This is a genomic window from Cupriavidus sp. 05N40 (assembly GCF_056397305.1).
This window is the reverse complement of record NZ_JBFTND010000018.1, coordinates 1-17,377: the sequence shown is the minus strand read 5'-3', so window position 1 is coordinate 17,377 and position 17,377 is coordinate 1. Positions and strand designations below refer to the sequence as shown.

19 protein-coding genes are annotated in these 17,377 nt (G+C 69.4%); 6 read left to right on the top strand and 13 right to left on the bottom strand.

The genetic code is table 11. The annotated features are described in order from the left end of the window. Window positions 1–89: 89 nt before the first annotated feature. The 5 genes from AC1DO7_RS06685 (at window position 90) to AC1DO7_RS06665 (ending at window position 4,918) form a co-directional block, all read left to right on the top strand. Window positions 90–1,217 (top strand): MlaE family ABC transporter permease, encoded by a 1,128-nt coding sequence (locus AC1DO7_RS06685; protein ID WP_477115919.1) that lies wholly within the window; start codon window positions 90–92, stop codon window positions 1,215–1,217. Beyond that, on the top strand, window positions 1,214–2,068 hold the full coding sequence (locus AC1DO7_RS06680; RefSeq protein ID WP_441621261.1) for an ABC transporter ATP-binding protein: 855 nt from the start codon (window positions 1,214–1,216) through the stop codon (window positions 2,066–2,068). The genes AC1DO7_RS06685 and AC1DO7_RS06680 overlap by 4 nt, the downstream gene beginning before the upstream one ends. Further along, window positions 2,065–3,009: an MlaD family protein gene (locus AC1DO7_RS06675; RefSeq protein WP_477115916.1), complete on the top strand. Its 945-nt coding sequence runs from the start codon at window positions 2,065–2,067 to the stop codon at window positions 3,007–3,009. The genes AC1DO7_RS06680 and AC1DO7_RS06675 overlap by 4 nt, the downstream gene beginning before the upstream one ends. 108 nt (window positions 3,010–3,117) lie before the next feature. Next, a complete protein-coding gene (locus tag AC1DO7_RS06670) occupies window positions 3,118–3,681 on the top strand; it encodes an ABC-type transport auxiliary lipoprotein family protein (RefSeq protein ID WP_441621326.1) in 564 nt (187 codons plus the stop codon). Between the two features lie 10 nt (window positions 3,682–3,691). Beyond that, window positions 3,692–4,918, top strand: coding sequence for a VanZ family protein (locus AC1DO7_RS06665; RefSeq protein WP_477115915.1), 1,227 nt, complete (start codon window positions 3,692–3,694; stop codon window positions 4,916–4,918). 94 nt (window positions 4,919–5,012) lie between these two features. Here the strand turns inward: AC1DO7_RS06665 and pcp are convergent, their stop codons facing one another. The 9 genes from pcp to AC1DO7_RS06620 all read right to left on the bottom strand — a co-directional run bounded on the left by pcp (window position 5,013) and on the right by AC1DO7_RS06620 (window position 12,831). Next, on the bottom strand, window positions 5,013–5,696 hold the full coding sequence (pcp, locus tag AC1DO7_RS06660) for a pyroglutamyl-peptidase I (protein WP_477115914.1): 684 nt from the start codon (window positions 5,694–5,696) through the stop codon (window positions 5,013–5,015). A 13-nt stretch (window positions 5,697–5,709) separates the two neighbouring features. After that, complete coding sequence (locus AC1DO7_RS06655; protein WP_441650247.1) at window positions 5,710–6,660, bottom strand: DUF979 domain-containing protein; 951 nt, start codon at window positions 6,658–6,660, stop codon at window positions 5,710–5,712. Between the two features lie 3 nt (window positions 6,661–6,663). Then, window positions 6,664–7,410, bottom strand: a complete 747-nt coding sequence (locus AC1DO7_RS06650; RefSeq protein ID WP_441650246.1) for a DUF969 domain-containing protein — start codon at window positions 7,408–7,410, stop codon at window positions 6,664–6,666. A gap of 113 nt (window positions 7,411–7,523) precedes the next feature. Continuing rightward, window positions 7,524–8,264, bottom strand: coding sequence for a 5-oxoprolinase subunit PxpA (gene pxpA, locus AC1DO7_RS06645; protein WP_441621273.1), 741 nt, complete (start codon window positions 8,262–8,264; stop codon window positions 7,524–7,526). A 77-nt stretch (window positions 8,265–8,341) separates the two neighbouring features. After that, complete coding sequence (locus AC1DO7_RS06640) at window positions 8,342–9,364, bottom strand: 5-oxoprolinase subunit C family protein (protein WP_441621275.1); 1,023 nt, start codon at window positions 9,362–9,364, stop codon at window positions 8,342–8,344. Window positions 9,365–9,407: 43 nt separating this feature from the next. Beyond that, window positions 9,408–10,058, bottom strand: a complete 651-nt coding sequence (pxpB, locus tag AC1DO7_RS06635) for a 5-oxoprolinase subunit PxpB (protein WP_441621277.1) — start codon at window positions 10,056–10,058, stop codon at window positions 9,408–9,410. Window positions 10,059–10,537: 479 nt separating this feature from the next. Next, the gene (gene lipA, locus AC1DO7_RS06630) at window positions 10,538–11,533 is read right to left on the bottom strand and encodes a lipoyl synthase (RefSeq protein WP_441621279.1); all 996 of its coding nucleotides are present in this window, start codon (window positions 11,531–11,533) and stop codon (window positions 10,538–10,540) included. 43 nt (window positions 11,534–11,576) lie between these two features. Next, the gene (gene lipB / locus AC1DO7_RS06625) at window positions 11,577–12,308 is read right to left on the bottom strand and encodes a lipoyl(octanoyl) transferase LipB (protein ID WP_441621281.1); all 732 of its coding nucleotides are present in this window, start codon (window positions 12,306–12,308) and stop codon (window positions 11,577–11,579) included. Between the two features lie 163 nt (window positions 12,309–12,471). Further along, window positions 12,472–12,831: a DUF2917 domain-containing protein gene (locus tag AC1DO7_RS06620; protein ID WP_441621283.1), complete on the bottom strand. Its 360-nt coding sequence runs from the start codon at window positions 12,829–12,831 to the stop codon at window positions 12,472–12,474. 219 nt (window positions 12,832–13,050) lie between these two features. Here AC1DO7_RS06620 and AC1DO7_RS06615 point away from each other — a divergent pair, with 219 nt between their 5' ends. Next, the gene (locus AC1DO7_RS06615; protein WP_477115913.1) at window positions 13,051–14,016 is read left to right on the top strand and encodes a transcriptional regulator GcvA; all 966 of its coding nucleotides are present in this window, start codon (window positions 13,051–13,053) and stop codon (window positions 14,014–14,016) included. 6 nt (window positions 14,017–14,022) lie between these two features. Here the strand turns inward: AC1DO7_RS06615 and AC1DO7_RS06610 are convergent, their stop codons facing one another. The 4 genes from AC1DO7_RS06610 to AC1DO7_RS06595 form a co-directional block, all read right to left on the bottom strand. Next, complete coding sequence (locus AC1DO7_RS06610; RefSeq protein WP_441621287.1) at window positions 14,023–15,120, bottom strand: tyrosine recombinase XerC; 1,098 nt, start codon at window positions 15,118–15,120, stop codon at window positions 14,023–14,025. A gap of 39 nt (window positions 15,121–15,159) precedes the next feature. After that, window positions 15,160–15,828: a DUF484 family protein gene (locus tag AC1DO7_RS06605; RefSeq protein WP_441621289.1), complete on the bottom strand. Its 669-nt coding sequence runs from the start codon at window positions 15,826–15,828 to the stop codon at window positions 15,160–15,162. Between the two features lie 192 nt (window positions 15,829–16,020). Then, a complete protein-coding gene (gene rodA / locus AC1DO7_RS06600) occupies window positions 16,021–17,163 on the bottom strand; it encodes a rod shape-determining protein RodA (protein WP_441621291.1) in 1,143 nt (380 codons plus the stop codon). A gap of 12 nt (window positions 17,164–17,175) precedes the next feature. Continuing rightward, window positions 17,176–17,377: hypothetical protein (locus tag AC1DO7_RS06595; RefSeq protein ID WP_477115912.1), on the bottom strand; the 202-nt coding region annotated here is incomplete at its 5' end.

Genomic DNA, 17,377 nt, shown 5'->3' with positions numbered 1-17,377 from the left:
GATCGGAGAGGCGCGGGCGCTTGCGCCCCGCCAGGCGCCCGCTGGCCCTGCGGGTGGCTTAGAATCGGGACTTGCCCATCACTTCCCCCATCCTCTTGGAAAGCCTAAGCACGCCTGCGATTGAAGTGACGCGCGCGGACGGAGCGGCAACGGCGCACCTGCGCGGCGACTGGACCGCGCTCGCGCTGTCGGACTGCCATCACGCCCGTGCGCTGCGCCATGAGCTGCACCTGGTTGGCGCCGACGCGCAATGGTCCCTGGCGGGCCTGGGCCGGCTCGACCATATCGGCGCCCAGCTGATGTGGCAGGCGTGGGGCAGCAAGCTGCCCGCGCGGCTCGAGGCCAACGAGGCGCAGCGCCGCGTGTTCGGCCGCATCGCCGGGCTGCGCCGCGAAAACTGGAAGAAGCACATGGTGGACCGCTTCAACCCGGTGACGCTGCTGGGCGCCTCGATCCTGTCGATGATCGCGCAGATCGGCAATGGCGTGACCATGCTGGGCCAGCTTGCCTTCGACCTGCTGCGCTTCCTGCGCGCGCCGCAGCGCGGCCCCTGGCGCGAGATCTCGGCCAATATCCACAACGCGGGCTACAAGGCGCTCGGCATCACCGCGCTGGTCGGATTCCTGATAGGCATCGTGTTGTCCTACCTCTCGGCCAACCAGCTGCGCACCTTCGGCGCCAGCATCTTCATCGTCAACATCCTCGGCATGGCGGTGATCCGCGAGCTGGGGCCGGTGCTGGCGGCGATCCTGGTCGCGGGGCGCTCGGGCTCGGCCATCACCGCGCAGATCGGCGTGATGCGCGTCACCGAGGAGCTCGACGCGATGCGCGTGATGGGCATCTCGCACGGCTTTCGCCTGATCATGCCGCGCGTGATCGCGCTGGCCGTGGCCATGYCGCTGCTGGTGGCCTGGACCGACGTGATGGCGCTGGCCGGCGGCATCCTCGCCGCGCGCCTCCAGCTCGGTCTCAGCGCAGCTTTCTTCCTGCGCGCGCTGCCGGACGCAGTGCCAGTAGCCAACCTCTGGCTGGGGCTGGGCAAGGGCGTGGTGTTCGGCATGCTGATCGCGCTCACGGCCTGCCACTACGGCCTGCGCATCCAGCCCAACACGCGCAGCCTGGGCGAAGGCACCACCGCCTCGGTGGTGACCTCGATCACCGTGGTGATCGTGGCCGATGCGATCATCGCCATCCTTTTCAAGGACATCGGCATATGAGCACAGCCATCGTTCCCGCCGCGGCGGACAGCGTGGGGCACGACAAGCGCACCACCGTGGTCGAGGTCCGCAACCTGGTCAAGCGCTTCGGCGAGGCGGTCGTGCACGACGGCCTGAACCTCGACGTCTACCGCGGCGAAGTGCTCTCCATCGTGGGCGGATCGGGCAGCGGCAAGACCGTACTGCTGCGCCAGATCGTCGGGCTCGAGCGCCCCACCTCGGGCACCATCCGCGTGTTCGGCGAAGACCTGCGCAAGCTCGGCACAGCCCGCCTGCAGGCACTGCGCAACCGCTGGGGGCTGCAGTTCCAGCGCGGCGCGCTGTTTTCCGCGCTCTCGGTGATCGACAACATCGCACTGCCGCTGCGTGAACTTCGCACCCTGCCCGACGATCTGATCTGCCAGGCTTCGCTGCTCAAGCTGCAACTGGTGGGGCTGGGCGCGCGCGACGCGGACAAGATGCCGTCCGACCTGTCGGGCGGCATGATCAAGCGCGTGGCGCTGGCGCGGGCGCTGGCCCTGGAGCCCGAACTGGTGTTCATGGACGAGCCCACGGCGGGGCTGGACCCGATGGCTTCCGACGACTACGTGGCGCTGATCCGCGAGCTGCGCCACGAGCTGGGCCTGACCGTGGTGATGGTGACGCACGATCTCGATACCCTGGTGGCGCTGTCGGACCGCGTAGCGGTGCTGGCCGACCACAAGGTGCTGGCGGCGCAGCCGATCCGCGAACTGGTGCATATCGACCACCCGTTCATCCGCGAGTATTTCCTCGGCGAGCGCGGGCGGCGCGCCATGCAGGCCCTGCCCCCGGCGCCGGCCGCGGCGGGCCCGCATTCTGGAGAAGCATGATGGAAAACAAATCACACGCCTTCCTGGCCGGCGTGTTCACGATCGGCCTGGTGATCCTGGTGCTGTTCTCGATCTTCTGGTTCAGCAGCGACCACGCCGTGCGCGTGCCGTACGACCTCATCACCCGATCCACCGTCAACGGCCTCGGGCCGGAGGCCGACGTCAAGTACCGCGGCCTGGACGTGGGCAAGGTGGTGTCGATCCGCTTCGATCCCGCCGTGCCGGGGCAGATCATCGTGCGCATCAGCGTCAACCAGGACGCGCCCATCACCACCACCACCTATGCCACGCTGAACTTCCAGGGCGTGACCGGGATCGGCTACGTGCAGCTCGACGACGCCACCGCGCAGAACGGCAGCGGCCAGCCCTCCCCGCACCTGCGTACCTCGGCCAAGTCGGTGGCGCGCATCGCCATGCGCGCGGGCTTCTTCGAAGAGCTGGAGAAGCGCGGCGACACCCTGCTGACGCAGCTGGAAACCATCATGGACTCGCTCGGCGACATGTTCCAGGCCAACAACCGGCGCGACCTGATGGAGGCGATCCGCTCGGTGCACACCACCGCCGACGACTACTCGCGCCTGGCGCACTCGCTCGAGCCGGCGGTGCGCCAGCTGCCGCAGGTGACCGATAACCTCAACGCCACACTGGCCTCCGCCCGGCGCCTCACCCAGGAGCTGGCCAGTCCCGACGGCACGGTGCTGCGCACCGTCGACCGTGTCGGCCGCGACCTCCAGGGCGTCGCCGATTCGGTGCAGGCGGCCGCCGGCGGCGTCACGCAGGACACGCTGCCGCAGGTCAACGGCCTGACCCGCGACGCGCGCCAGACCATGCGCAGCATCGACCGTGCCGCCAGCCAGTTCAACGACAGCCCGCGCAGCRTGCTGTTCGGCGGCCCGGCGGCCGCGCCGGGCCCGGGCGAGCCGGGCTTCAGCGCACCCTGAGGATCAGGGAAAGCCACCATGCCGCGTACCCACGCCAATCCCCCGAGGCAATCCATGATGCGCACCGTCTCCCTGTTCCGGCCCCGCTTCGGGCCCTGCTTCAGCGGCATGGCGCTGGCCGCCCTGCTGCTGGGCGGCTGCGCGCTCTCGCCCTCCGCGCCCACCATCACCTATGACCTCGGGCCGCCCGCCGGCGCCGCGCCGGGCGCCACGCCGCTGCCCAGGCTGCGCGTGGCACAGACCGACGGTCCCACCTGGATGGACGGCAACGGGCTCTACTACCGCCTTCACTACGCGCAGGCCGAGCGCCTGCAGCCGTACGCCACGCAGCGCTGGGTGATGTCGCCGATACGCTTGTTCGACGAGCGCCTGCGCGAGGCCGTTGCCTCGCGTGGCGCGCTGACCTGGTACGCCGACACCACCGCGCCCTCGCTCAAGGTGGACATGCTGGAATTCGAGCAGGTCTTCGACGCCGCCAGCGCCAGCCGCGGCGTGATCCGCGTGCGCGCCACGGTGTTCCGCAACGGCCTGATCGGGCAGAAGACCTTCGTGGCGGAGCAGCCCGCGCCCAGCGCGGACGGCGCCGGCGGGGTCAAGGCGCTGGCCGCGGGCAGCGATGCCGTGATCGCGGCGATCCTCGACTGGGTGGCGGCGCTGCCGCCGCAGCAATAAGCGATACCGCATGGCATCGGCTCCCCCGCCGCCTTCCCCGCCACCTACGCTGCCGCCGGCGCAGCGCCACTCTCCGCTGGCGCGGGTAGGCCTGCTGTGCTTCACCTTGCTGATCGTCTACGGCAGCCTCTATCCGTTCAGCGGCTGGACCGACAACGRCATCTCGCCGCTGGCCTTCCTCACCGCGCCCAAGCCGCGCTACCTGACCGAGTTCGACATCATCACCAATGTGCTGGGCTACTGCCCCTTCGGCGCGCTGGTGGTGCTGGCCCTGCATCCGCGCGTCTCCGGCGCGCGCGCCACGCTGCTGGCGCTGGCGGCGGGCGCGGTGCTGTCGGGCACCATGGAGGCGCTGCAGACCTGGCTGCCCAACCGCATTTCGTCCAATATCGACCTCATCACCAATGCGCTGGGCGCCCTGCTCGGGGGCGCCGTGGTGGCACCGTTCTCGGCCGCGCTGATCGACCGCGGCTCGCTGCGCCAGCTGCGCATGGCGTGGTTCGAGCCGCATGCCAGCTTCGCCATCATCCTGATACTGCTGTGGCCGTTCGCGCAGATCTTCCCGCAGGACTACCTGTTCGGCATGGGCGGCATCGTGCGCGAGTGGCTGACCGATCCCGACTCATGGCCGGTGCAGTGGCTGCAGGGCGTACTGCCGGGGCTGCCCGGCCTGATCGAAGGCATCGGCCTGCTGCGGCCCGAGGACGCCCAGGGGCAGCAGTTGCTCGAATCCCTGGTGACGGCGTGCGGCTGGGTCGGCACCGGCTTGTTTGCCTCCGCCGCCATGCGCCGCCAGGCGCCGATGCTGCGTATCCTGGCAGGGCTGCTGGCCGCCACGCTGCTGCTCAAGGCGGTGGTGGCGGAAGTGCAGTTTCCCGATGACAACGCCTTCAACTGGCTGTCAGATGCCGGCCGCTTCGCGCTGCTGACCGGCTCGCTGGTGCTGGTGCTGCTGCTGCGCCTGCCGCGCTGGCTGCGCGGCGCGCTGGCGCTGGCCACGCTGATGGTGCTGCTGGTGTTGTGCAACCTGCTGCCGGCCAACCCTTATTCCTGGATTTCGGAGCAAGGCTGGCGGCTCGGGCGCTTCATCCACTTCAACAGCCTGTCGCAATGGCTGGGCTGGATGTGGCCGTTCCTGGCGCTGTTCTACCTGATCTGGCGTTTCGAGCAGTTCCAGCTGGACCGCCGCAGCCTGCGGCGCGCGCGGCGCAAGGCGCAGCGCCAGGCTGGCGGCTAGGAAAGGACACCGCCGCCGGCCTGGGCGCGCGGCGGCTTTTTCCCGCGGCCGCCGCCCCGGGGTTCGCCCTGTTCGGCCGGTTCGCCCGGCACGCTCAGTGCGTCTGGCCGCCCTGCTCGCAGATGTCGGTCGTTGTCGCGAGGGCGGTCGCCACCGCGCGGCGGATGCCGTCGATCATCGTGGCCAGTGCCAGGCTGGGCTGGCCCGGATGGCGCGCGGCCTGCTCCGGCAGGTAGGGAATATGGATAAAGCCGCCTCGCACGCCCGCGGGTACGCCCTGCGTGGCCAGCAGGTGCATCAGGCCATAGAAGACATGATTGCAGACGAAGGTGCCCGCGGTCTGCGACACCGAGGCGGGCACGCCGGCCGCGCRCATGTCGCGCACGATCGCCTTGATCGGCAGGCTGGCGAAGTACGCGGCGGGGCCGTCTTCGGCAATGCGGACATCGACGGGCTGCGCACCGGCGTTGTCGGCGATGCGCGCATCGTCCACATTGATCGCCACGCGCTCCACCGACATTTCCGGGCGCCCGCCCGCCTGCCCCACCGCGATGACCAGCACCGGCCTGAGCGCGTCGAGCAGGTCGGCCATGGCGTCGTTGGCGGCGCCGAACACGCAGGGCAGCTGGCGTGCCACGACGATGGCCGCATCGGGGCCGTCGGGATCGCCGGGGGCGCTGCCGAAGCGCTCGCCGTCGAGCGCGCGCAYCGCCTCCCAGGATGGATTGACGGGTTCGCTCTCGAACGGCTCGAACCCGGTCAGCAGCACGGTGCGCATGGCGGCCACTCCCTTACATCAGGAAATACAGCAGGGCGATATTGGCGACCAGTATCATCAGCGCGGTCGGCACCTGCGCGCGGATCACGGCGTTCTTGTCGTCCAGCTCCAGCAGCGCGGCGGGCACGATGTTGAAGTTGGCCGCCATCGGCGTCATCAGCGTGCCGCAGTAGCCCGAGAACATGCCGATGGCCGCCATCACCGCCGGGTTGCCGTGGAAAATGTTCACCAGGATGGGCACGCCCACGCCGCCGGTCATGACCGGGAAGGCCGCGAAGCCGTTGCCCATGATCACCGTGAACAGCGCCATGCCTACGCAGTACACCACCACGGCCACCAGCCTGTAGTCCATGTTGATGTAGGCGGTGGTCAGATGGGCCACGGCCTTGCCCACGCCGGCGTCGGCGAACACCAGGCCCAGCATGGCCAGCATCTGCGGCAGCACCAGCGCCCAGCCGAGCGACTCGGTCAGCCGGCGCGATTCGCGCACGCCCTGCACCACGCTGTCGCGGGTGAGCCAGCACGCCACGGCCAGCGCCACCAGGCAGCCGATGCCGAGCGAGACGAAGGTCACGTTCTTCGGATCGAGCAGCGCCAGGCCGGCGATCTTCACGTCCTTGAACAGCACAGTGCCGATCACGGTCACCAGCGGGATCAGCAGGGCCGGGATGAACAGCTTGTTGCCCAGGCGCTTGGCCGAGGCACGGCGCTCGCCCTCCGGCAGCGTGCCGTGCTTGCCGTGGCCCACGCCGCCGAAGCCGGCGATCAGCGCCATCACCACGGCGCCCACACCGACCACGGCCGGCGGCAGCTTGTCGCCGATCAGGAAGACCAGCGCATAGAGCGCCCAGAACAGGCCGGTGCTGAAGCGGCGCGGATGCTCGCGGTCGGCGAAGGTCATCAGCGCGGTGATGGCCAGCACCAGGCCGGCCAGCCAGAAGAGATAGTTGATGGATACGATCATGGCTTACTCCCCGCTCTTCACGTTGGCGGCGGTGCCGGCACCGGTGGCACCGGCGGCGGCGCGGCCGCCCATCTCGCGTGCCAGCCAGCCATCCAGGCGCTTGAGGCGCACCGCGTGGATCAGGAAGGCGCAGACCGCGGTGGGAATGCCCCACACGGCGATATGCAGCGGCTCTACGTCGATGTTGGACGACAGCAGGAAGGTGTGCATCAGCGCGATGGCGCCGAAGGCCACGAAGATGTCCTCGCCGAAGAACAGGCCGACGTTGTCGGTGGCGGCGCAGAAGGCCAGCACACGCTGGCGCACCGGTTCGGGCAGCTTGCCGAAGCGGGTCTCGGCCGCGCCTTCGGCCATCGGCGCGAGCAGCGGGCGCACCATCTGCGGATGGCCGCCGAGGCTGGTCAGGCCAACCGCGGCGGTCAGCTCGCGCACGCCGAGGTAGACGATCAGCAGGCGCCCGACCGTGGCCGAGGCGATGCGCGAGATCCACGCCTGCGCGTGCTCGCGCAGGCCGTGCCGCTCGAGCAGGCCGATCACCGCCAGCGGCAGCAGGATGATCAGCGGCAGGTTGCGCGTCTTGACGAAGGCGGTGCCGATCGCGGTGAAGATCTGCGTGACCGGCATGCTCGCCGCCAGGCCCGTGGCGATGGCGGCAAGTGCCACCACCATCATGGGATTGAAGCGCAGCACGAAGCCGAGGATGATGATACCGACCCCGACTAGGGGCCAGAGGTTGACTGCCTGTTCCATGGGAGACACCAATAGAGTGTGATGGAGGCGAGTGCCCCGCGCCGCGTCATGTTGCTCGACGTCCCGCGGGGCACGGTAATGCCGGGGCCTGAGGCACGCGCGCGGCGCGCCCCTCAGGCTCCGGCGCGGATTGCGATGCCTTCGGCGCCGAGCCGCTCGCGGATGCGGCGCGCAAAGGCAAGCGCGTGTGCGCCGTCGCCGTGCAGACACACGGTTTCGGCGCGAATCGGTACCCAGGTGCCGTCGATGGCGCGCACGCGCTGCCCGCGCACCATGTCCAGCGTCTGGCCCAGGGCCACGTCTTCGTCCTCGTGCAGCGCGCCGGGCGTGCCGCGCTTGACCAGCGAGCCGTCCGGGTTGTAGCCGCGGTCGGCGAAGACCTCTTCCTTCACCTTGAGGCCGGCCTCGCGCGCGACCTTGACCATGACGCTRCCGGCCAGGCCGAAGAAGACCAGGTCGGAATCGAAATCGCGCACGGCGCGCACGATGGCGTCGGCCAGCACGGGATCCTTCGCGGCCTGGTTGTAGAGCGCGCCGTGCGGCTTGACGTGGGCAAGCTGCCCGCCCTGCGCGCGCACCAGCGCCGCCAGCGCGCCGATCTGGTAGAGCACGTCGGCGTACACGGCGTCGGGCGCCAGTTGCATCTCGGTGCGGCCGAAGTTCTCGCGGTCGGGGTAGCTCGGATGCGCGCCGATGGCCACGCCGGACTCCAGCGCCCAGCGCACGGTCTGCAGCATGGTGGCGGCGTCGCCGGCATGCCAGCCGCAGGCCACGTTGGCCGAGCTGATCAGGGCCAGCAACTCGCGGTCGTTGCCGCAGCCTTCGCCGAGGTCGGCATTCAAGTCGATATGCATTGCGTTACTCCTCGTTCTGTCTTTGCCGGGGATGCGGCCGTGGCCGTGTGGGTCTGTCCTGGATTGCGGCGGGCGGCTCAGCCCACCGCGACGCGCGTGCGGGTGCGCCGCCGCGCCGCGATCATCAGGCCATCGCCCTGCCATTGCAGGGCCTGGTCAACCTGTTGCAGGTAGCGGTCCAGTTCTGCCTGCGCCGCGGCGGCCTGTTCGAGCGAAACGCGCACGAAGCGTACCGGCGCGCCCAGCGGCACCTGCGCCAGGCGCCACAGGTCAGCGCCGATCACCACGCCGATCTTCGGATAGCCGCCGGTGGTCTGTGCGTCGGCCATCAGCGCGATGGGCTGGCCGGCCGGCGGCACCTGCACCACGCCGGGCAGCACACCGTGCGACAGCAGGTCCGCCGCGCGCGCGGGGTCGCGCGCCAGCGCCGGGCCCTGCAGGCGCAGGCCCATGCGATTGCTGTTGGGCGTGATCACCCACTCGGACTGCCACAGCGCATCGCGCGAGGCAGGGTCGAAATCGTCGTACTCCACGCCGGGCAGCATGCGGATCGGCACGGCGTTGCCAAGCTTCGTCACCGGCAGCGCCCAGGCCGGCGCCTGCACGCCGAGCCAGTCGCTGCCGTCGGCCACGCCGGGACGCCCGGCGCCGAGCCGGTCGCCCTCGCGCAGCGCGCGGCCGCCGAGCCCGCCAAAGCCGGCCTTGAGATCGGTGCTGCGCGAACCCATCACCGGAGCCACGTCGATGCCGCCGGCCACGCACAGGTAGCTGCGCGTGCCGCCCTGCGCAGCCGACAAGGTCAGCGTTTCGCCGCGCCGCACGTCGAAGGCATGCCATGACCACACCGGCACGCCATCCAGGTTGGCCTTGCATTCGGCGCCGCTGAGGGCCACCCGCATATCGGCGTGGAAGCGCACGGACGCGCGGCCGAGCGTGAATTCGATGGCGGCATCGCCGGCAGCGTTGCCGAGCAGGCGGTTGCCGATGGTGAGGGCGACGCTGTCGAGCGCGCCCGTGGTGCCCACGCCGAAACGGCGAAAGCCGGGACGGCCGAGGTCCTGGACCGAGGCGAGCGCGCCTGGACGGATGATCTCAATCACGCGAAGGTCCTCCGCGCGAATGCGCCGGAACGTGCAGTACGGTTCATGCCACCAGCTCCTCGACCACGAAGCGCACCGTGTCACCGGGCGCGAACAGCGAGGGCGGATCGCGGTCGGCCACGAACAGTTCGCTGGCCGTGCGCCCGATCAGCTGCCAGCCGCCCGGCGCCGCGGCCGGGTAGATGCCGGTCTGCTCGCCGCCGATGCCGACCGAGCCGGCCGGCACGGACAGCCGCGGCTCGCCGCGGCGCGGCGTGGCCAGCGCCGGGTCCAGCCCGCCCATATAGGCGAAGCCGGGCTGGAAGCCGAGGAAGTACACCACGTACTCTGCCTCGCTGTGGCGGCGCACCACTTCCTGCGCGCTCAGCCCGGTGTGCGCGGCGACCTCGGCCAGGTCGGGGCCGTGTTCGCCGCCGTAGCGCACCGGGATCTCGACCAGCTTGCCGGTGGCGGCGCTCGCCTCGCCGGAGGCCCAGGCGAGCCTGAGGTTGCGCTCGAGCGCTTCGGGATCGGCCTCGCGGTCGAACACCACGGTGAGGTTGTTCATGCCCGGCACCGCGTCCACCACGCCGCGCCATTCGGCCGCGCGCTGGGCCATGGCCCAGATGCGGCGCTGTACGTCGAGCGAGGCAGGCGGCGGCACGCTGCAAAGCAGCGCGCGTTCGGCCAAGCGGTGAACGGAACATCGGGACATGGGCGGCACCGGGAAGGGACCTGCCTTGCAGTGTAGGCGGGCGCACCGGACTCGTCAGGCGCGGCGCCGGCCAGGAGGCGGTCCGTGAGTACAATCTATTTTCATCGACAATTTGTCGATAAATTCATGATAACTAAACAAGGAGATGATGGGGCTAGGGGTAGACCCTAGGAAGCCGGTGACGCTACCGGTGGTGTTTGCCGGACGTCACGCCATCCTGGTGCATCCGGCACCGGGGCGGCGCACGCCCGGGTCCCGCCGCATGCCGTGCGGACCCGGCCCGGGCCACGGCGGTGCAGGAAGGGCGATCCGGCCGCATCCGCCCGGGAGATCGGCCAGATCCGATTTTCTTGCGCCGGTTGCCGGTATCGTGGCGCGCCTGCAACGCCGGGACACACGCCTCGCGCGTTCCGCGCGGACGAAAAAAAACCGGCCGGTGGAAACCGGCCGGTCTGCGCAGCTGGGCGAACGCCCCGGGCTCAGGCGAAGCCGGCCTGGTGCGCCTGCTCGTCGGCGTGATAGGAGCTGCGCACCATGGCGCCAACGGCAGCATGGGTGAAGCCCATCTTGTAGGCCTCTTCCTCATACATCTTGAAGACGTCCGGATGTACGTAGCGCATCACCGGCAGGTGGTGGCCCGACGGCGCCAGGTACTGGCCGATGGTCAGCATGTCGATGTCGTGGGCGCGCATGTCGCGCATGACTTCGAGGATTTCCTCGTCGGTCTCGCCCAGGCCCACCATCAGGCCGGACTTGGTGGCCACGTGGGGATTGCGGCGCTTGAACTCCTGCAGCAGCTTGAGCGAGTGCGCGTAGTCCGCGCCCGGGCGCGCCTGCTTGTACAGGCGCGGCACGGTTTCCATATTGTGGTTCATCACGTCGGGCGGGCCCGATTGCAGGATGTCCAGCGCCTTGTCCAGGCGGCCGCGGAAGTCCGGCACCAGCACTTCGATGCGGGTCGCGGGGGACAGCTCGCGCGTGAGCGTGATGCAGTCCACGAAATGCTGGGCGCCGCCGTCGCGCAGGTCGTCGCGGTCGACGCTGGTGATCACCACGTAGTTCAGGCGCAGCTGGGCGATGGTGCGGGCCAGGTTGCCCGGCTCGTTGGCGTCGAGCGGGTCGGGGCGGCCGTGGCCCACGTCGCAGAACGGGCAGCGGCGCGTGCACTTGTCGCCCATGATCATGAAGGTGGCCGTGCCCTTGCCGAAGCATTCGCCGATATTGGGGCAGCTCGCCTCTTCGCACACCGTGACCAGGTTGTTCGCGCGCAGCACATCCTTGATCTCGTAGAAGCGCGAGTTGCCGGTGGCCGCCTTGACGCGGATCCACTCGGGCTTCTTGAGCTTCTCGGCCGGCACGATCTTGATGGGGATGCGCGCGGTCTTGTCAGCGGACTTCTGCTTGCGGGTCGGATCGTACTGCTCCGCCTGGGGTTGCGGGGCTTCGCTGGAAGAGGCGATCAGGGCGTCGCTCATAGTTTTCTCCGCACGCGCGATGCGTGCATGTTCGGCTGGATAGCTAGTTAACCAGAGCCGCGGCGGGTTTCGGGCCGGCAGCCGCGGCGCGCTCTTGCGCCGCTGCCAGTACGTCGCCCAGCGCCGCCGCGAGGCGCCGTGCGATATCGGCTTGTTGGGCCGCGGTCACGGGCAGGCGAGGCGCGCCCGGCGCATCGGCCACCGCGTAGGTGGCGCCCGCCGTGGCCATGTCGACCGTTTCCAGTCCGGCATAGCCGCAGGGGTTGATGCGCAGGAAGGGCGCGAGGTCCATCTGCACGTTGAGGCTGACGCCGTGATAGCTGCAGCCGTTGCGGATCTTGAGTCCGAGCGCGGCGATCTTGGCGCCCTGGTGCTCACCTTCGGAAAGGTAGATGCCAGGTGCGCCGGGCTTGCGTTCGGCTGCGAGATTATACGCCGCGAGCGTGTCCAGCACGGCCTGCTCGATCGCATTAACCAGCTCGCGCACCATCAGGTGGCGCCGGCGCAGGTCCAGCAGCAGATAGGCCACGACCTGGCCCGGGCCGTGATAAGTGACCTGCCCGCCACGATCGATGCGCACCACCGGAATGGCCTCGTCGGGTGCGAGCAGGTGCGCGGGGTCGCCGGCCTGGCCGAGCGTGTAGACCGGGGGATGTTCCACCAGCCAGATCTGGTCGGGGGTTTCGGCGGTGCGGGCGGCGGTATAGGCACGCATCGCGTCGAAGCACGGCTCGTAGTCCTGGCGGCCCTGCTCGATGACTTGTATCGATTGCATCCCGCCAGTTTAACGAAAATAAGGAAAAGGGGCGGATCGCACAGGATGCCGCCCCTTTCTGCCTTCACGCTGTCATCACGTCCCGCCGCCGTCCGCGGGCTCGCCCGGCCGGCGCGAGTGCACCAGCCGCAGGTGGCTGCGCCCGGATGCGCCGGCCCCGGCCTCAGGAGGCCGTGATCTGGTCCTGGTTAGGCGTCCATTCCGTCCCTCGAACCAGGCGCCGCGCCATGCCCGCCACCAGGTGCCCCATGCTCACGACCGGCCGGCGTGCTTCGGCGATCAGCGCCAGGCGTACGCCTTGCGCGGCGCGCGGATCCACGCTGAGGACGATCTCGTCGCCACGTTCGAGCAGGATGCTGCCGCCGCAGCGCAGCCAGTGGTCCGCCGAGTCGCCTTCACGGGTGACCCAGAGATCGGTGCCGGAGGCTTCTTCCACGTGCAGCCGCTGGGCCACGTGGATGGAAAGCGAGGTGACTTCGCCCGGGCTCAGGGTGAACAGGGTCGTTGTGAGCAATGTTTTCATGTTGGGCATCCTTCACTGACATCGGCAATTGTGCGCACCCGCCTGCCCGGAATGGGCCGCCGCTTCGTACACTCCCCTTGATGGGCCTGGCGGTGTCTGAAACGGAACCGGTGCGGGCGCAGCGCCGATGCATTGCATTCTAGTGATTGCCGAAGCCCTTCCAAAACGATATATTTTCCCGGTTCTTGCTAAATAAACTCACATGCGACGGGACTGGTCATGGCGCTGAAAGGGGCATTGGAGAAAGATCTGCCGCGCGGCTGGCACCGCGAGCTACCGCGCCTGCCGGCGCTGACCGCGCTGCGCGCGTTCGAGGCCGMGGCCCGCCACGAGAGCTTTTCGCGCGCCGCCACCGAGCTGTTCGTGACGCATGGCGCGGTCAGCCACCAGATCCGCGCGCTCGAGGAAGAGCTGGGACAGCCGCTGTTCGTGCGCAACGGCAAGCGCGTCAGCCTCACGCCCGGCGGGCGCGCCTACGCCATGCGCGTGCGCGAGGCCCTGCTGGAAATCGCCGATGCCACGCGCACGCTGCAGGCCGGCAGCCGCGACAAGCGCCTTACCATCAGCACCATGGCCTCGTTTGCCGCGCGCTGGCTCACGCCGCGCATCGGCAGCTTCATCGAGCGGCATCCCGAACTGGACGTGGAGCTGTTGTCGTCCAACACCCTGGTGGACTTCGCACGCGAGGAAGTCGATATCGCACTGCGCATGGGCAGCGGCGACTATCCCGGCCTGTACGTGGAAAAACTGCTCGACGATGTGTTCTTCCCGGTCTGCTGCCCCGCCTTCAACGGCGGCAAGCTGCCGGCACACCCGCAGGACATGGAGGGCATGCCGCTGCTGCGCGGCGAAGGCGATCCATGGAAACCGTGGTTCGAGGCCGCCGGCCTGGACTGGCCCGAACCGCGCAAGGGCCTGCTGCTCGAAGACTCTTCGCTGCTGCTGCAGGCCGCCGCCGCGGGACACGGCATTGCGCTGATCCGCTCCTCGCTGGCCTACAACGACCTGCTGTCGGGGCGTGTGGTCAGGCTGTTCAATGTCAGCATCCCCTGCCCGTGGCTGCTCTACTTCGTCTGCTCGCCCGGCATGCTCGAATCCCCGAAGGTGAAGGCGTTCCGCGCCTGGATGCTGCCGGAAATGGAAGCGTTCCGCGCCATCCTGGCGCAGTGGGAAGGCAAGCCGTAGCCGCGCTCAGTCGTCCCCGGGCGCCGCGGCGGGCTTAGCCGGCCCGGCCGCGGGCGACGAGGCGTTCGCGTCGGGTTCCGGCGCAGGCGCGGCATGCGCCCTGCCCGCGCGCGGGTGCGCCTTGTCGTAGACCTTGGCCAGGTGCTGGAAATCCAGCGCGGTATAGATCTGCGTGGTGGCCACGCTGGCATGGCCCAGCATTTCCTGCACCGCGCGCAGGTCGCCGGAGGATTGCAGCACATGCGTGGCGAAGGAGTGCCGCAGCATATGCGGATGCACGTCCGCCGGCACGCCCGCGCGGATCGCCTGCTGCTTGATGCGCAACTGCACCGTGCGCGCCGGCAGGCGCCGGCCGCGCGGATTCAGGAACATGGCATGCGCATCCTGCGGCGCCGCGCCGGGGCGCAGCATCTGCGCGCGCACCGCCAGCCAGGCGCGCAGCGCTTCCATGGCCTTGCTGCCGACCGGCACGGTGCGCCGGCGCGAGCCCTTGCCGATCACCGTGACCTCGGCGCTGTCCATGTCGATCCAGCCTTCCGAGCGGTACGCGCCATCCTCGGTGTAGCGCTGGTCCAGCTGCACCAGCTCCGACAGGCGCAGGCCGCTCGAATAGAACAGCTCATACACGGCGCGGTCGCGCACGTCCTCCGCGCCCTCGCCCGTGCTGTGCGAAACCAGCGCCACAGCGTGCTCGACCGACAAGGCCTTGGGCAGCCGGTGGCCCGACCTGGGCGCGCGCACGCCCTCGACCGGATTGGCCTCGACGCCGAGGCCATGGCGCGCGGCCCACAGGTAGAAGCCGCGCCACGCCGACAGCGTGCGGGCAATGCTGGTGCCAGCCAGCCCGCCGCCATGCAGGCGCGCGGCAAAGCCGCGAATGTGATGGGTCTGCAGCGACAGCAGGGCACAGCCCGGCGCGAAGCGCGTGGCGTATTCCTGCAAGACGGCGAGATCGCGCCCGTAGCTGGACAGCGTGTGGGCGGCCAGCTTGCGGCCGCTGGCGAGCCATTCGAGATAGCGCAGCACCAGCGGATCCGGTGCCGGCTTGTCGGCGGCAGCGGTGGCGGGTGCGGGCGATGACCCGGGATTCCGGCCGCGCGTCATGACCGGGCCATTGCGATCGCGCCGTGGCGCATGGCAGCCTCAGTCGCGCAGGCGGTTCAGCGCGGCGCCCGCCACTTCGCCGATCTGCGACAGGTAGGCCGTGCCCATGCCCTCGTGGAAGCGGCGCGCCTCCGGCGAGCCCAGCACCAGCAGGCCGAACGCGGCGCCCAGCGTGCCCGGCTCCCGCGCAGGCACGCGCAGCGTCACCATGGCCAGCGACGCGATATCGTCGCGCTCCAGCCATGCCGCCGCCTCGAAACCGCTGTTCGCGCCGCAATAGGGTGCGCGCAGGCCTTCGGCGAACAGGCGCACGTCCTCGCTCACGCCGCGCGTGACTTCCATGTGCGCGTAGCCCTCGGCCACCTGCCAGAGCTTGAGCGTCACCGCCGGCACCTCGAACACCTGCTGCAGGCCATCCTGCACCGCGTAGGGCAGCGCGTGCGAATCCACCTCCGCCAGCAGGCGCAGCTGCCACGCATGCATGCGCTGCTGCGTGCGGTCATTGTCGTGGCCGTGACGGACCAGGTCGGCCAGCTTCAGCTCCAGGCCCTTGTTCTTCTCGCGCAGGATCTCCATCTGGCGCTCCTGCAGCGACACCGCGCGGTGGCTGTGCGGGCTGGTCAGCTGCACGGCGGCGAGCAGCTCGGCGTGGTCTTCGAAGAACTGGGGGTTGGTCTGCAGGAAAGTCGCGACGTCTTGGGCGTTCATTGGCTTCAACCGGGATGTTTGGGGGGCAGTTTAGCAAAGAGGTGATGCCTGTACGCCATTGGTTTTGCGCGCCGGGCTCCGAAGTGATGCATCCACCTTCAGCGACGAAGGCTGCTCCGTCTCCCGGGCGAGGAGCCGGAACAGCCTTCGGCGTGTGCATGGAGCGGAGGTGCGCAGCCGCGTCGTCTCCGCCTAGGTCTGGATCAGCCTTTTCTGCCGCGAAATGCTCATCAGGATCCCGATCCCCATCCCCAGCGTCACCAGCGCCGTGCCGCCATAGCTCATCAGCGGCAGCGGCACCCCCACCACCGGCAGGATGCCGCTCACCATCCCCATGTTGACGAAGGCGTAGGTGAAGAAGATCAGCGTGATCGAGCCCGCCAGCAGGCGCGAGAACAGGGTCGGCGCATTGGCCGCGATATACAGCCCGCGGAAGATCAGCAGCAGGTAGAGCACCAGCAGCACGGCATTGCCGATCAGGCCGAACTCTTCCGAGAAGACCGCGAAGATGAAGTCGGTGTGCTTTTCCGGGATGAACTCGAGGTGCGTCTGCGTGCCCTTGAGCCAGCCTTTGCCGAACACGCCGCCCGAGCCGATGGCGATGATCGACTGGATGGTGTGGAAGCCCTTGCCGAGCGGGTCGGTGGTGGGGTCCAGCAGCGTGCAGATGCGGTGCTGCTGGTAGTCGTGCAGGACCGGCCAGTTCACGCCGGGCGCGCACATATCGCTCTCGAAGGTGACCAGCGCGGTGACGGCCACCACCAGCGCCATCAGCAGCGGCAGGATAATCTTCCACGACAGCCCGGCGAAATAGATCACATAGAGGCCGGCGGCCAGCACCAGCAGGCCGGTGCCCAGGTCGGGCTGCTTGGCGATCAGGCCCACCGGTACGCCCAGCAGCAGCAGCGCGGTCACGAAATCGAACCACCTGACCGAGCCCTCCCGCTTCTGGAAGTACCACGCCAGCATCAGCGGCATGGCGATCTTCATGATCTCGGAGGGCTGGATGACCATGCCGACGTTGAGCCAGCGGCGCGCGCCCTTGCGGATCAGGCCGAACATCGCCACGCCGATCAGCAAGGCCACGCCCAGCGTGTAGAGCGGCACCGCGACCCGCATCAGGGTCTGGGTCGGCAGGTAGGCGATCACCCACATCACCGCGTAGGAGAGCAGGATGTTGCGCAGCTGGTCCTCGACCCGGCCGGGCATGTCGATGGCGGCCGAATAGAGCGCCACGATGCCGGTGGCGAACAGCAGGAAGACGATCAGCGCCAGCGGTTTGTCGAAACCGGTGAGTGCCGTCTTGATGAATGACAGGACGCGGCGTCGATCCATGGCGCGTCTCCTTCAGCGTGTAGCGTTGGCGCCGCCCGCGCCGGGAGCGGCGGCGGGCTTGGCGCGTGGTTTCGGAGCGGCGGCGGCGACCGGGGCCGCAGCGGCCTGGGCGGGCGCGGGCGCCGGGTGGCTGTGGCCGAGCGCCTGGGCCATGCGCTGGTCCAGCGTCTGCACCGCCGAGGCCGGCGCGATGGCGGCCGGGTCGATCACCGCC

Bases quoted from the DNA above. Each gene is read 5' to 3' on its own strand.
- AC1DO7_RS06680 (WP_441621261.1), top strand. From the start codon at position 1,214: ATGAGCACAGCCATCGTTCCCGCCGCGGCGGACAGCGTGGGGCACGAC.
- AC1DO7_RS06670 (WP_441621326.1), top strand. From the start codon at position 3,118: ATGGCGCTGGCCGCCCTGCTGCTGGGCGGCTGCGCGCTCTCGCCCTCC.
- AC1DO7_RS06655 (WP_441650247.1), bottom strand. From the start codon at position 6,660: ATGATCGTATCCATCAACTATCTCTTCTGGCTGGCCGGCCTGGTGCTG.
- AC1DO7_RS06650 (WP_441650246.1), bottom strand. From the start codon at position 7,410: ATGGAACAGGCAGTCAACCTCTGGCCCCTAGTCGGGGTCGGTATCATC.
- pxpB (WP_441621277.1), bottom strand. From the start codon at position 10,058: ATGTCCCGATGTTCCGTTCACCGCTTGGCCGAACGCGCGCTGCTTTGC.
- lipA (WP_441621279.1), bottom strand. From the start codon at position 11,533: ATGAGCGACGCCCTGATCGCCTCTTCCAGCGAAGCCCCGCAACCCCAG.
- lipB (WP_441621281.1), bottom strand. From the start codon at position 12,308: ATGCAATCGATACAAGTCATCGAGCAGGGCCGCCAGGACTACGAGCCG.
- AC1DO7_RS06620 (WP_441621283.1), bottom strand. From the start codon at position 12,831: ATGAAAACATTGCTCACAACGACCCTGTTCACCCTGAGCCCGGGCGAA.
- AC1DO7_RS06610 (WP_441621287.1), bottom strand. From the start codon at position 15,120: ATGACGCGCGGCCGGAATCCCGGGTCATCGCCCGCACCCGCCACCGCT.
- AC1DO7_RS06605 (WP_441621289.1), bottom strand. From the start codon at position 15,828: ATGAACGCCCAAGACGTCGCGACTTTCCTGCAGACCAACCCCCAGTTC.
- rodA (WP_441621291.1), bottom strand. From the start codon at position 17,163: ATGGATCGACGCCGCGTCCTGTCATTCATCAAGACGGCACTCACCGGT.